The following is a 13,199-nucleotide window of genomic DNA, read 5'->3' as shown; positions in this document are numbered from 1 at the left end:
GCCTACGGACTGAAACCCTCCATGTCACCAGTGGTCGTGGGTTTGACCCCTTACACGGGCTTCGCGGCGGTCACCGGTCACCGCCCGGCGGGTTCCCTCGCAGCCGGCGGCGGTCGTGCGGCGAGCGGGGCGGGGAGTCGGCGAGCCGGATCACGTCGCCGTCGCGCCCCGCCACCACCGGTTTCCGGGAGTGCGCCGCCTTCGCCTGGTACTGGGCGGCGTCCGCCAGCCGGAAGAGCCGGCGCGCGGACTGGACCGGGCCGATGTCGTCGCCCGTGGACGCGACCCCACAGGCGACCCCGTTGCCGAGCTCCAGGGCGACGGCCCGTGCGCAGAGCTCCTCGGACACCCGGACGACGTCGTCGGCGGACGGCCCCACGGTCAGCAGACAGAACTCGTCGCCGCCGAGACGCGCGGCCAGCGCGCCGGGGAGCATGGCGCCGCAGAGCGAGAGGACGGAGCCGAAACGTTCCAGCAGGCGGTCGCCGACGGCGTGGCCATGTGTGTCGTTGACCGTCTTGAGGCCGTTCAGATCACAGACGGCCAGGCTGACCACGGCCCCCTCGGTGCGGTGCAGCTCCAGCGCCTCGTCGAGCCGGATGTCCACGGCCCTGCGGTTCGCGAGGCCGGTCAGCGGGTCGGTGAAGGCCAGCTGGCGGACCTCTTCGAGCCGCTCGGTCTGCGCGATTCCCGCCGCGACGACCGCGGCCAGCACGGTCGCGAAGTCCGCGTCGTCCCGGCCGAACACCGGGGCGCCCGCCGGGCGGGCCACGTAGAGCTCGCCCCAGGCCCTCCCGTGCAGCACGACCGGGGCCACCACGCAGCAGCCCCGGCCGCGCCTGCGCAGCGCCGCGACGCGCTGATGGCAGAACGGCCGGGCGCCCCGGGCCGGCGCCCCCGGGGCCTGGCTGCCGTCGGCGGTCTCCACCCAGGCGTCGGGCTCACCGCCGCCCGCCCAGCGCTCGTGCAGGAACTCGGTGATCTCCGGGAACTGGTGCACGGGGTAGGCCTCGGCCTCGGGGAACTGCTCCTCCCCCTCGGCCCGATCCCCCGCGTTCACCAGCACGCGCAGTCTGCCCTGCTCCCGCTCCCACACGGACAGGGCGGCGAAGCTGCCGCCCAGCGCCTCGCACGCCCCTACCGCCGCCGCGTGCCACGAATCGCGCGGGGTGTACGCCGCCGCCATCGCCTGCGCAAGCGCCACCACCGCGCGCAACCGCGCATCATCACCGCCCATTGCCCCAGCTTAGGTAGGTTTGATGCAATTTGATCAGTTGGCGGCGCTGGTGATCTTCAGGGCCTCACTCGCCGGGCCAGCTGGGCTTCCGCTTCTCGTTGAACGCGGCGACGCCCTCGGCCCGGTCCCCGGAGAAGGCCACCGACCGCCAGGCCGCGTCCTCGACCTCCAGCCCCGCCCGCAGATCCAGGCCCTGGCCCAGCCGCAGGGCCCGCTTGGCGGCCCGGAGCCCCACCGGGGAGTTCGCCGCGATCCGGCCGCCCAGGGCGAGCGCGGCCTCCCGGTCCCGGCCGGCCTCGACCAGCTCGTCGACCAGGCCGAGCCCACGCGCCTCGTCCGCCTCCACCCGGCGCGCGCTGAAGACCAGCTCGGCCGCACGGGCCGCGCCGACCCTGCGGGGCAGCAGCTGCGTACCACCGCCGCCGGGGATGACGCCGACGGAGACCTCGGGCAGGCCGACCACGGCCGTGCGGTCGGCCACGATCACGTCGCAGGCCAGCGCGAGCTCGAAGCCGCCGCCGAGGGCGAAGCCGTGCACCGCGGCGACGACGGGCATCGGGAGCTCCAGCACGCCGGTGTAGGCGGCCCGCGCGGTGGGCCGCTGCCGCACGAGCTCGGCGTCGCTGAAGGAGTTCCGTTCCTTGAGGTCGGCGCCCACGCAGAAGGCCCGCTCACTGCTGGACGTGAGCACGGTCGCCCGCACGTCCCGGTCGGCCCCGAGCGCGTCGCACGCCTCGGCGATGGACACCGCCATGGCGGTGCTCACCGCGTTCATCGCCCTGGGCCGGTCGAGCACGAGCTCGGCGACATGGTCCTGGCCCTCGTGGCGCCGTACGACGACGAATTCCCCGAACCTCTGCTCGGACGTGACACCCATGCTGCACCCCTCCGGTTAACGAGCGTTACCGGAATCCTAGGGTCGGCCCTTCCGCCGCGCGGGGCCGAGTCCCGGGCGGCGCCCGGACAGGGGCTCAGCCGGCCGGTTTGCCCCGGCGGGCCAGGAGCCACGGCTCGACCACGCCCAGCCCCCGCACGGGCCGCTGCCACATCGGCTGCAGCCCGAAGCGGTACGTCGGCAGGGGCGGTTCCTCGTCCGGCGCCCGGCCCTCCTTCTCCGCCAGCCGCACCCGCTCCGCCGCCGCCGCGGCCTCCTCGGCCGCCTGCGCCTCGGACGCCGGGGCGTCGCCGTTCCTGATCAGCTCCTCGGCGAAGGCACCGTCGACCAGCACCGCGTCCTTGGGAGCTATCGACGTGAGCCGGCTCGCCAGGTTCACCGTCGTACCGAACACGTCGCCCATGCGCGTCGTGACCGTGCCGAAGGCGATGCCCACCCGCAGCGCGGGCATCGTGGTGTCCTGGGACATCGCCTCGACCAGCCGGAGCGCTATCTCGCCCGCCGTGCCCGCGTCGTCCGCCGCGAAGAGCACCTCGTCGCCCAGGGTCTTGATGAGCCGTCCGCCGTGCGCGGCGACGAGGTCGGCCGAGGTCGTCTCGAAGGACTCGACCAGCTCGCCGAGCTCCTCCTCCTCCAGCCGCCGGGTCAGCCGGGTGAAGCCCACGAGGTCGGCGAAGCCCACCGCGAGGCGCCGGTCGACCATCTCCTCGTCGTCCGCGGCCTGCACGACCCGCCCGGTGGCCGCCGCCAGCTGGCGCCGCCACACGTAGACCAGGAATTCCTGGAGCTCCGGCAGGAGGAGTTCGATCAGCGGATAGGTGACCTCGGTGCGGGTCATCCCGGGCTCGGGGGGCTCGGTCAGCCCCTCCAGGAAGGAGTCGATCTGCCACTCGGCGAGCCGGGCCGTGGTCTGGCCGGTGGACCGGGCCACCTGGATCGCCATCGGCTCGCTGAGCAGTCCGGCCTCGACGAGACCGGCGAGGCGCCGCAGCGCCAGCACGTCGGCCTCGGTGAGCGCCTTGGCCTGCCCGATGTCGGCGAACCCCATGGCCCGCCAGAACCGGGACGCCAGGTCCATGGAGACCCCGGCGGTCCTGGCCGCCTGGAACGGCGTGTAGCGGCGGTCGGCCCCCAGGATCAGGGACTCCAGCCGGATCGCGAGAGGGTCGTCGGTCGGTTCGGCCGTGTGGTCGACCTCGTGATGCGGTGTCGAGTGGACGGACGGTCCCGACGAGGGCTCCGCGCCGTCGTCGGAGTTCGTGTCGTCGACGGTCACCGGCCGCCTCCTGCCCGTTCCCTGCGCACTGCCCTGCCGATCTGTCGCTGGATCGCCTCAACGATACGGCAGGTGTGCCCTGGCTCACGTCCCCGGTGACATGGTTGCGGGTCCGTCATACGTGACATCACCCGTATGTGCGGACGCACAGGCGCGAGCGCCGGATCAGGTGAGGCCGCCCTGCTCCCCGCGCAGGTGGACGATGTCCCCGGCCGACACCGGCTCCTGGAGCCCGTCGCCCGTGGCCAGCACCAGCCGCCCGTCTCCGTCGATCGCGACGGCCTCGCCGACGACGGACCGTTCGCCGGGCAGCTCGGCCCGCACCGTGCGGTCCAGCGTGGCGCAGCCCGCCGCGTAGGCGGCCTGGAGCCCGCTCTCCGCGGCGTCGCCGTTCGCGTCGCGCCACCGCCCGTACCACTGTTCGAGTGAGCGCAGTACGGCCCGCAGCAGGGTCTCGCGGTCGGTGGAGACCGCTCCGGCGAGCGCCAGCGAACCGGCGTGCGGGGCCGGCAGCTCGGCCGCGCGCAGCGAGACGTTGAGGCCGATGCCGATGACGACGCCTTCTCCCGCGCGCTCGGCGAGGATGCCGCCGGTCTTGCGCTCGGTGCCGGCGATGGTCACCAGGAGGTCGTTGGGCCATTTGAGTGCCATGTCGACGCCCGCCGACTGCGCGAGGCCCGTGGCGGCGGCGACACCGGTGAGCAGCGGCAGCCAGCCCCACCGCTCGGCGGGCACGCCGCCGGGGGTCAGGTAGACGGAGAGGAAGATGCCCGAGCGGGGCGGCGCCGTCCAGCTCCGGTCGAGGCGTCCGCGCCCCGCGGTCTGCTCCTCCGCGACCAGCACCGTGCCCTCCGCGAGCCCGCCGCCCGCCGCCCGTGCCGCGAGGTCGGAATTGGTGGAGCCGGTCGCCTCGACGACGTCCAGCGAGGTCCACAGCCCGTCCGGTCTCAGCAGCCCGCGGCGGAGCGCCGCGACGTTCAGGGGCGGCCTGTCGAGGTCCGACCAGCGGTTGTGTGGCGCATCGGGAGGAGTCATGCAACCCACATTAGGTGTGGCCAACGACGCACTGCCGAACCGTATCCGCGCCGATACGCTACGGATCAGTAGCTAACACCAGCCGACGAGCAGGTAGCCGTCGAGCACACATGGGTCCAGCACTTCTACTGGATGTACCAGCCGTCCCCGTGACCAGGCAGGGAGCCGCCACCCGATGTCCGAGCCGCAGAGCGACATCCACACCACCGCGGGCAAGATCGCGGACCTGCAGCGCCGTATCGACGAGGCCACACACGCGGGTTCCGCCCGTGCCGTGGAAAAGCAGCACGCCAAGGGCAAGTTGACCGCCCGGGAACGCGTCGAGCTCCTGCTCGACGAGGGCTCCTTCGTGGAGCTGGACGAGTTCGCGAGGCACCGGTCCACCAATTTCGGCATCGAGAAGAACCGCCCTTACGGGGACGGGGTCGTCACCGGATACGGCACGGTCGACGGCCGCCCCGTCTGCGTCTACTCGCAGGACTTCACGATCTTCGGCGGCTCGCTCGGCGAGGTCTACGGCGAGAAGATCGTCAAGGTCATGGACTTCGCGATGAAGACCGGCTGCCCGGTCATCGGCATCAACGACGGCGGGGGCGCCCGCATCCAGGAGGGCGTGGCCGCGCTCGGCCTGTTCGCCGAGATCTTCCGCCGCAACGTCCACGCGTCGGGGGTCGTCCCGCAGATCTCCCTGATCGTCGGTCCGTGCGCGGGCGGCGCGGTCTACTCGCCCGCGATCACCGACTTCACGGTCATGGTCGACCAGACCTCGCACATGTTCATCACCGGGCCCGACGTCATCAAGACGGTCACCGGTGAGGACGTCGGCTTCGAGGAGCTGGGCGGCGCCCGCACGCACAACACCACGTCCGGCGTGGCGCACCACATGGCGGGCGACGAGAAGGACGCCATCGAGTACGTCAAGTCCCTGCTGTCCTACCTCCCGTCGAACAACCTCTCGGAGGCCCCGGCCTTCCCGGAGGAGGCCGATCTGGAGACCACGGACGAGGACCGCGAGCTCGACACCCTCATCCCGGACTCGGCGAACCAGCCGTACGACATGCACACCGCGATCGAGCACGTACTCGACGACGGTGAGTTCCTGGAGACCCAGGCCCTGTTCGCGCCGAACATCATCACCGGCTTCGGACGCGTCGAGGGCTACCCGGTCGGCATCGTCGCCAACCAGCCGATGCAGTTCGCCGGCTGTCTGGACATCAACGCGAGCGAGAAGGCCGCACGCTTCGTCCGCACGTGCGACGCGTTCAACGTGCCGGTCCTCACCTTCGTCGACGTACCGGGCTTCCTGCCGGGCGTCGACCAGGAGTACGGCGGCATCATCCGCCGCGGCGCCAAGCTCATCTACGCGTACGCCGAGGCGACCGTCCCGCTGATCACCGTGATCACCCGCAAGGCCTTCGGCGGCGCCTACGACGTCATGGGCTCCAAGCACCTGGGCGCGGATCTCAACCTGGCCTGGCCGACCGCTCAGATCGCCGTCATGGGCGCGCAGGGCGCGGTGAACATCCTGCACCGCCGGACCATCGCCGCCGCCGACGACCCGGACGCCACCCGCGCCGAACTGATGGCCGACTACGAGGACGCGCTGCTCAACCCGTACGTCGCGGCCGAGCGCGGTTACGTCGACGCGGTGATCATGCCGTCCGACACCCGCGCCCATCTGGTGAAGGGCCTGCGCCAGCTCCGTACGAAGCGCGAGTCGCTGCCGCCGAAGAAGCACGGCAACATCCCCCTCTAGCCACCGGGAGCCACCATGATCAAGGTCGTACGGGGCAATCCGACCCCGGAGGAGCTCGCCGCCGCGCTCGCCGTGGTCCGGGCACGCGCGGCAGCGCTGACCGAGGTGCCGTCGGGCGCCCCGATGCCGCCCGAGCAGTGGTCCGACCCGGGGCGCATCGCCCGCCGGGGCGCGCTGCGGCCGGGGCCCCGCTCATGGGCGCGGACGTACTGGCCCTCCTGAGACCGGGCAGGTCAGCGGCGCTTGAGTACGCGTACTCAGGCGCCGCAGCCGTGTCCGGAGCACCATCGGAACCATGCTGTGGTCCGACCCCGAGAACAAGCCTCCCAAGGAACTGCGCGACGCCCAGGACATGATGCGGCGGGCGGGGCTGCTGCTGGCGCTGGCCATGGTCGTGGCGATGTTCGTCCTGGGCACCCGATGACGTTCCGGGCGCGCCTACGATGGCCGGTATGACTGATCAGCGCCGCCTCGTGCTCGCCTCCGCCTCCCCCGCCCGTCTCGGTCTCCTGCGCCAGGCGGGCTTCGCCCCCGAGGTGATCGTCAGCGGCGTGGACGAGGACGCGATCGAGGCGCCGACCCCGGGCGAGCTGGCGCTCGTGCTGGCTGAGGCGAAGGCAGCCGCGGTGGCGGCCCGCCCCGAGGCCGCCGGCGCCCTCGTCATCGGCTGCGACTCGGTGCTCGAACTGGACGGCCGGGCGTACGGCAAGCCGGCCGACGCCGAGGAGGCCACCGCCCGCTGGAAGTCGATGCGCGGCCGGTCCGGCGTCCTCCGGACGGGCCACTGCGTCGTCGACACGGCCACCGGCCGCACGGCGTCGGCGACCGCGTCCACCGTCGTCAGGTTCGGCGAGCCCACGGACGCCGAGGTGGCGGCCTACGTCGCCTCGGGCGAGCCGCTCCACGTGGCGGGGGCCTTCACCCTGGACGGCCGCTCGGCGCCGTTCGTCGAGGGGATCGAGGGCAGCCACGGCAACGTCATCGGGCTCTCCCTGCCGCTGCTGCGCGGTCTGCTGGGTGAACTGGGCTTCTCCGTCACCGACTTGTGGGTCTGATCACACCGCTGCCGGGGCCCCCTCGGGCTCGGCCTTCCCGGCCTCCGGTTCCCGGCGCTCGTACACCACCAGGGTGAGCACGATCAGTGCCAGGACGGCCATCAGGAACGCGAACGCCGGCCAGCCGATCAGCCCGACCGCCAGCGCGCCCAGCACGCCGTGCACGACCGCGCAGGCGATGAGGGTGATCCTGGCGAGGCGTCCGGGTGCCCGGTCGCGTATCCCCGCCAGCAGCGGTATCGCCCCGCAGAGCACCAGCAGGGCCCCGGAGACGCCGCCCATCACCCAGGTGCCGGTGACCATGGCGTCCGGGTCGATCCCGGCGAGCGACATGCTCTGGTTGTCGGCCACCGTGGCGAGGACGGCGTTGACGATCACGATGCCCACGGCTTCCGCGAACAGAACGATCGCGGTCACGAAGGCCACTGGTCTGCGCACCACGGCGCCACCCCCTGTTACCTGTAGTACGTGCGGTAGCGCGGACCCTACTAACCGGTAATGCTCCGGACAAGGGACCGCGCACCGTTCACTCCCGCGCCACGCCGCCCCGGTGTGCCGTCATCGGCACCGCGGCAAAGATTCCCTCGGCCGTTCGTAGGGAGTCCACAAAGAAACGCCGCGCGGCGTTGACCGTCCGGACAGAGACTTGGGCCACACTTCGTGGCTACTGTGCGGTTCAGGATCCCGGCGTACCGTGGTGCGACAAGGGATTTCGCGACTCGAGGAAGCCTCGAATCACACTCCGTGTGGGCAAGTTCACTACTGGGGACGGGTCGTAGGGCCGTGTTGGTAGTCCCTAAACTCAGCTTGTTCTCAAGGAGGGAGTCATCGTGCGCAAGGTGCTCATCGCCAACCGTGGCGAAATCGCTGTCCGTGTTGCTCGGGCTTGCCGGGATGCCGGAATCGCGAGCGTAGCCGTCTACGCCGATCCGGACCGGGATGCTCTGCATGTGCGCGCGGCCGACGAGGCGTTCGCTCTGGGCGGTGACACTCCGGCCGCCAGCTATCTGGACATGGCCAAGGTGCTCCAGGCCGCGAAGGATTCGGGGGCGGACGCGATCCACCCCGGTTACGGCTTCCTCTCGGAGAACGCGGAGTTCGCCCAGGCAGTGCTGGACGCCGGTCTGACGTGGATCGGCCCGCCGCCGCACGCCATCCGGGACCTCGGCGACAAGGTCGCGGCCCGTCACATCGCGCAGCGCGCCGGCGCCCCGCTGGTGGCCGGCACGCCGGACCCGGTGAGCGGCTCGGCCGAGGTCGTGGAGTTCGCCGAGAAGAACGGCCTGCCGATCGCCATCAAGGCGGCCTTCGGCGGTGGCGGGCGCGGCCTCAAGGTGGCCCGCACGCTGGAGGAGATCCCCGAGCTGTACGACTCGGCGGTCCGTGAGGCCGTCGCGGCGTTCGGCCGCGGCGAGTGCTTCGTCGAGCGCTACCTCGACAAGCCGCGCCACGTGGAGACCCAGTGCCTGGCCGACTCCCACGGCAACGTGGTGGTCGTGTCGACGCGTGACTGCTCGCTCCAGCGCCGCCACCAGAAGCTGGTCGAGGAGGCCCCCGCGCCGTTCCTGACCGAGGACCAGAACGCGCAGCTGTACGCCGCGTCGAAAGCCATCCTCAAGGAAGCCGGCTACGTCGGCGCCGGCACGGTCGAGTTCCTCGTGGGCCTGGACGGCACGATCTCCTTCCTCGAGGTCAACACCCGCCTCCAGGTCGAGCACCCGGTCACCGAGGAGGTCACCGGCCTCGACCTCGTGCGCGAGATGTTCCGCATCGCCGACGGCGAGGAGCTCGGTTACGGCGACCCGGCCGTGCGCGGTCACTCGTTCGAGTTCCGGATCAACGGCGAGGACCCGGGCCGTGGCTTCCTGCCCGCCCCCGGCACCGTCACCTCCTTCGCCCCGCCGACCGGTCCGGGTGTCCGGCTGGACGCGGGCGTCGAGTCGGGTTCGGTCATCGGTCCGGCGTGGGACTCCCTGCTGGCCAAGCTGATCGTGACCGGCGCGACCCGCGAGCAGGCGCTGCAGCGCGCCGCGCGTGCGCTGGCCGAGTTCCAGGTGGAGGGCATGGCCACGGCCATCCCGTTCCACCGCGCGGTCGTGGTCGACCCGGCGTTCACCGCGGACCCGTTCCGGGTCCACACCCGGTGGATCGAGACGGAGTTCGTCAACGAGATCAAGCCGTTCGCGGTGCCCGCCGAACAGGACGCGGACGAGGAGTCCGGCCGCGAGACCGTGGTCGTCGAGGTCGGCGGCAAGCGCCTGGAGGTCTCGCTGCCCTCCTCGCTCGGCATGAGCCTGGCGCGTACGGGCCTGGCGGCCGGTGCGAAGCCGAAGCGCCGCGCGGCGAAGAAGGCCGGTTCCGCGGCCTCCGGTGACACGCTGGCCTCCCCGATGCAGGGCACGATCGTCAAGATCGCCGTCGAGGAGGGCCAGGAGGTCAAGGAGGGCGACCTCATCGTCGTACTCGAAGCGATGAAGATGGAGCAGCCGCTCAACGCTCACCGCTCCGGCACGGTGAAGGGCCTGTCGGCCGAGGTCGGCACCTCGGTCTCGTCCGGCGCCGCGATCTGCGAGATCAAGGACTGAGCACTCGCTCTTCCGCACTGGGGGCCCGGCATCCGCCGGGCCCCCAGTGGCATCCTGGGAGCGAGGCGGACGGCAAGCGAGGCGGACGGCAGGAGGACAGGGCGATGGCGATGAGCACCGCGGCGACACCGGCCCGGCCCATGCGCGCGGACGCACGCCGCAACTACGACCGGCTGGTGGGCGAGGCCCGCGCGTCCTTCGCGGCGCACGGCACGGACGCCTCGCTGGAGGACATCGCCCGCCGGGCGGGTGTCGGCATCGGCACGCTCTACCGGCACTTCCCCCACCGCGAGGCGCTGATCAACGCGGTGTTCCAGGAGGCCCTGACCGCGCTCATCGCGCGCTCCGGCGAACTGGAGCGGGCCGAGCAGCCGTGCACCGCCCTGGTGGACTGGCTGGGCGCGATCATCACCCATGCGGGCGAGTACCGCGGCCTGGCGCAGGCCCTCATGTCCGCTTCGGGCAACGAGACTTCGGCACTGACGCCTTGCCATGTGCCACTGCGCCAGGCAGGGGCACGGCTGTTGGCGCGCGCGCAGTCGAGCGGCTCGGTGCGGACCGACGTGTCGATCGACGACCTGTTGCAGCTGACGAACGCGATCGCGCTGGCCGCGGAGCAGACGCCGGCCGACCCTGCCCTGGCCGACCGTCTGCTGCGCCTCACGCTGCGCGGCCTGAAGGCCGAACCGGCCGCCGGACCCGCGCCCGCGGCCCCGCCCGGCGACCCTGCCTGACGGACTCCGGGCGGCGCGCCCCTACCTGCGCCGGAGATCCGCGACCCGTCCCACCGGGCCGTCCGCCAGCGCGGCGGCGCTCCGCAACTGCGGTCCGAGTCCCCCACCGGGCGCCCCGTGGCCACCCTGTGTGCGCCGCTGCCCCGGCAGCGGCATCTCCTGCCGGGGCTGGCGTCCGGGCGGCACATGGTCACCTCCGGCGCGGGTCTCCGTGTCGGGTCCCGCCACCGTGATCTCCACCCCCTGGTCGGCGAGCGCCTGGAGCTCCGTGGCCGCACGCTCGTCGTGGACCGGCGGTTCGTCCGTCACCAGACGGGTGATCAGTTCCGTGGGCACCGTCTGGAACATGGTGTCGGAGCCGAGCTTCGTGTGGTCGGCGAGGACCACCACCTCCGCCGCGGCCTGCACCAGCGCCCGGTCCACGCTCGCCGAGAGCATGTTGGACGTGGACAGCCCGCGCTCCGCGGTCAGCCCGCTCCCCGAGAGGAAGGCCCGGGACACCCGCAGCCCTTGGAGGGACTGCTCCGCCCCGCTGCCGACCAGCGCGTAGTTGCTCCCGCGCAGGGTGCCTCCGGTCATCACCACTTCCACCCGGTTGGCATGGGCCAACGCCTGGGCGACCAGCAGCGAGTTGGTGACCACGGTGAGGCCCGGCACACGCGCGAGCCGGCGGGCCAGCTCCTGCGTGGTCGTTCCGGCGCCGACCACGATGGCCTCGCCTTCACCGACCAGACCGGCCGCCAGGTCGGCGATGGCCGTCTTCTCCGCGGTGGAGAGATGGGATTTCTGCGGAAAGCCGGACTCCCGCGTAAAACCGCCCGGCAAGACCGCACCGCCGTGCCGGCGGTCGAGGAGTCCTTCTGCCTCCAGTGCCCGCACGTCCCGCCGTACGGTCACTTCGGAGGTCTGGACGACGCGGGCGAGCTCACGGAGCGATACCGCCCCGTTGGCGCGCACCATTTCGAGGATCAATTGACGACGTTCTGCAGCGAACACGAAACTGACAGTAACCTGGCCGTAGGTTGCTTTTCAGCAGTTTGCGCCGAATAACAGAAGTTGTACATAGGCGGGGCCCCCTGGTGGTATAGGGGCCCCGCCGTCGTCACACCGCGGCCCGTGGCCGCCGGGTACTACGCCTCGCCGGCGCTCTTGCGGGTGTGCAACTGCCGGGCCACTTCGGCGATCGAGCCGGAGAGCGACGGGTACACCGTGAAGGCGTTGGCGATCTGCTCCACCGTCAGGTTGTTGTCCACCGCGAGCGAGATCGGGTGGATCAGCTCGCTGGCGCGCGGGGCGACGACGCAGCCGCCGACGACGATGCCCGTACCGGGCCGGCAGAAGATCTTGACGAAGCCGTCCCGGATGCCCTGCATCTTGGCGCGCGGGTTGCGCAGCAGCGGCAGCTTCACGACACGGGCGTCGATCTTGCCGGAGTCGACGTCGGCCTGGCTGTAACCCACGGTGGCGATCTCGGGGTCGGTGAAGACGTTCGCGGAGACCGTCTTCAGGTTCAGCGGAGCCACCGCGTCGCCGAGGAAGTGGTACATCGCGATCCGGCCCTGCATCGCCGCGACCGAGGCCAGCGCGAAGATCCCGGTGACGTCACCGGCCGCGTACACGCCGGGGGCGCTGGTGCGGGAGACCCGGTCGGTGCGGATGTGGCCGGACTCCTTGAGCAGGACGCCCGCCTCCTCCAGGCCCATGCCCGCGGTATTCGGGATCGCGCCGACGGCCATCAGGCAGTGGGTGCCGGAGATGACACGGCCGTCCGCGAGGGTGACCTCGACGCGGTCGCCGACACGCTTGGCGGACTGGGCGCGGGAGCGGGCCATGACGTTCATGCCGCGGCGCCGGAAGACGTCCTCCAGGACGGCGGCGGCGTCCGGGTCCTCGCCCGGGAGCACCCGGTCGCGGGAGGAGACGAGGGTCACGCGCGAACCGAGCGCCTGGTAGGCGCCCGCGAACTCGGCACCGGTGACACCGGAGCCGACCACGATGAGCTCCTCGGGGAGCTCGTCGAGGTCGTAGACCTGGGTCCAGTTGAGGATGCGCTCGCCGTCGGGCTGGGCGTCCGGGATCTCCCGGGGGTGGCCACCGGTCGCTATCAGCACGGCGTCGGCGGTGAGCCGCTCCTCGGTGCCGTCGGCAGCGGTCACCACGACCTGGCGGGACCCGTCTGCGGCCTGGAGCCCGTCGAGCCGGCCGCGGCCGCGCATGACCCTGGCACCCGCACGGGTGACGGAGGCGGTGATGTCGTGGGACTGGGCGAGCGCGAGGCGCTTGACACGCCGGTTGACCTTGCCCAGGTCGACACCGACGACCCGCGCCGCCTGTTCGATGTGCGGTGTGTCGTCCGCGACGATGATGCCGAGTTCCTCGTACGAGGAGTCGAAGGTGGTCATCACCTCGGCCGTCGCGATCAGGGTCTTGGAGGGCACGCAGTCGGTCAGGACCGACGCGCCGCCGAGGCCGTCGCAGTCGACGACGGTCACCTCCGCGCCGAGCTGGGCGCCGACCAGTGCCGCCTCGTAGCCGCCGGGGCCGCCGCCGATGATCACGATCCGGGTCACGAAAAGTCCGCCTCGCGTGGTGTCATCCCACGGCCGTCTGCCGCCCCGGCCGGGGG

General features: G+C 72.0%; 13 protein-coding genes. 6 read left to right on the top strand and 7 right to left on the bottom strand.

The window, feature by feature from the left end; genetic code table 11:
- Window positions 1–70 precede the first annotated feature (70 nt).
- The 4 genes from AMK10_RS03410 to AMK10_RS03395 form a co-directional block, all read right to left on the bottom strand.
- Window positions 71–1,237, bottom strand: a complete 1,167-nt coding sequence (locus AMK10_RS03410; protein WP_073744553.1) for a GGDEF domain-containing protein — start codon at window positions 1,235–1,237, stop codon at window positions 71–73.
- A 64-nt stretch (window positions 1,238–1,301) separates the two neighbouring features.
- A complete protein-coding gene (locus AMK10_RS03405; protein WP_073744551.1) occupies window positions 1,302–2,114 on the bottom strand; it encodes an enoyl-CoA hydratase/isomerase family protein in 813 nt (270 codons plus the stop codon).
- 94 nt (window positions 2,115–2,208) lie between these two features.
- Entirely contained in the window at window positions 2,209–3,408 is a 1,200-nt protein-coding gene (locus AMK10_RS03400; protein WP_073744549.1) for an adenylate/guanylate cyclase domain-containing protein, read from the bottom strand.
- A 165-nt stretch (window positions 3,409–3,573) separates the two neighbouring features.
- Window positions 3,574–4,443 (bottom strand): biotin--[acetyl-CoA-carboxylase] ligase, encoded by an 870-nt coding sequence (locus tag AMK10_RS03395; protein ID WP_073744547.1) that lies wholly within the window; start codon window positions 4,441–4,443, stop codon window positions 3,574–3,576.
- 175 nt (window positions 4,444–4,618) lie between these two features.
- Here AMK10_RS03395 and AMK10_RS03390 point away from each other — a divergent pair, with 175 nt between their 5' ends.
- From AMK10_RS03390 to AMK10_RS03380, 4 genes are all read left to right on the top strand, one after another.
- The gene (locus AMK10_RS03390) at window positions 4,619–6,199 is read left to right on the top strand and encodes an acyl-CoA carboxylase subunit beta (protein WP_073744545.1); all 1,581 of its coding nucleotides are present in this window, start codon (window positions 4,619–4,621) and stop codon (window positions 6,197–6,199) included.
- 15 nt (window positions 6,200–6,214) lie between these two features.
- A complete protein-coding gene (locus AMK10_RS03385; RefSeq protein ID WP_073744543.1) occupies window positions 6,215–6,421 on the top strand; it encodes an acyl-CoA carboxylase epsilon subunit in 207 nt (68 codons plus the stop codon).
- A 73-nt stretch (window positions 6,422–6,494) separates the two neighbouring features.
- Entirely contained in the window at window positions 6,495–6,623 is a 129-nt protein-coding gene (gene mmpB, locus AMK10_RS38460) for a morphogenic membrane protein MmpB (protein WP_099174806.1), read from the top strand.
- A 19-nt stretch (window positions 6,624–6,642) separates the two neighbouring features.
- The gene (locus AMK10_RS03380; RefSeq protein WP_073744541.1) at window positions 6,643–7,254 is read left to right on the top strand and encodes a nucleoside triphosphate pyrophosphatase; all 612 of its coding nucleotides are present in this window, start codon (window positions 6,643–6,645) and stop codon (window positions 7,252–7,254) included.
- On the opposite strand, the gene AMK10_RS03375 is transcribed toward AMK10_RS03380, so the two are convergent.
- A complete protein-coding gene (locus tag AMK10_RS03375) occupies window positions 7,255–7,692 on the bottom strand; it encodes a hypothetical protein (RefSeq protein WP_073746016.1) in 438 nt (145 codons plus the stop codon).
- Window positions 7,693–8,084: 392 nt separating this feature from the next.
- Between AMK10_RS03375 and AMK10_RS03370 the strand changes: the two genes are divergently transcribed.
- Together AMK10_RS03370 and AMK10_RS03365 are read left to right on the top strand one after the other, a co-directional pair.
- A complete protein-coding gene (locus AMK10_RS03370) occupies window positions 8,085–9,839 on the top strand; it encodes an acetyl/propionyl/methylcrotonyl-CoA carboxylase subunit alpha (RefSeq protein ID WP_073744539.1) in 1,755 nt (584 codons plus the stop codon).
- Window positions 9,840–9,943: 104 nt separating this feature from the next.
- Window positions 9,944–10,573 (top strand): TetR/AcrR family transcriptional regulator, encoded by a 630-nt coding sequence (locus AMK10_RS03365; protein WP_073744537.1) that lies wholly within the window; start codon window positions 9,944–9,946, stop codon window positions 10,571–10,573.
- 21 nt (window positions 10,574–10,594) lie between these two features.
- Here AMK10_RS03365 and AMK10_RS03360 read toward each other — a convergent pair whose 3' ends face one another.
- Together AMK10_RS03360 and AMK10_RS03355 are read right to left on the bottom strand one after the other, a co-directional pair.
- The gene (locus AMK10_RS03360) at window positions 10,595–11,569 is read right to left on the bottom strand and encodes a DeoR/GlpR family DNA-binding transcription regulator (protein WP_073744535.1); all 975 of its coding nucleotides are present in this window, start codon (window positions 11,567–11,569) and stop codon (window positions 10,595–10,597) included.
- Between the two features lie 134 nt (window positions 11,570–11,703).
- Window positions 11,704–13,143 (bottom strand): NAD(P)H-quinone dehydrogenase, encoded by a 1,440-nt coding sequence (locus tag AMK10_RS03355; RefSeq protein ID WP_073744533.1) that lies wholly within the window; start codon window positions 13,141–13,143, stop codon window positions 11,704–11,706.
- Window positions 13,144–13,199 lie beyond the last annotated feature (56 nt).

Source organism: Streptomyces sp. CB02058, from assembly GCF_001905505.1.
Taxonomy (GTDB): Bacteria; Actinomycetota; Actinomycetes; order Streptomycetales; family Streptomycetaceae; genus Streptomyces.
This window is presented reverse-complemented; position numbering and strand designations above follow the sequence as displayed.

Bases quoted from the DNA above. Each gene is read 5' to 3' on its own strand.
- AMK10_RS03410 (WP_073744553.1), bottom strand. From the start codon at position 1,237: ATGGGCGGTGATGATGCGCGGTTGCGCGCGGTGGTGGCGCTTGCGCAG.
- AMK10_RS03405 (WP_073744551.1), bottom strand. From the start codon at position 2,114: ATGGGTGTCACGTCCGAGCAGAGGTTCGGGGAATTCGTCGTCGTACGG.
- AMK10_RS03395 (WP_073744547.1), bottom strand. From the start codon at position 4,443: ATGACTCCTCCCGATGCGCCACACAACCGCTGGTCGGACCTCGACAGG.
- AMK10_RS03390 (WP_073744545.1), top strand. From the start codon at position 4,619: ATGTCCGAGCCGCAGAGCGACATCCACACCACCGCGGGCAAGATCGCG.
- AMK10_RS03385 (WP_073744543.1), top strand. From the start codon at position 6,215: ATGATCAAGGTCGTACGGGGCAATCCGACCCCGGAGGAGCTCGCCGCC.
- mmpB (WP_099174806.1), top strand. From the start codon at position 6,495: ATGCTGTGGTCCGACCCCGAGAACAAGCCTCCCAAGGAACTGCGCGAC.
- AMK10_RS03380 (WP_073744541.1), top strand. From the start codon at position 6,643: ATGGCCGGTATGACTGATCAGCGCCGCCTCGTGCTCGCCTCCGCCTCC.
- AMK10_RS03365 (WP_073744537.1), top strand. From the start codon at position 9,944: ATGGCGATGAGCACCGCGGCGACACCGGCCCGGCCCATGCGCGCGGAC.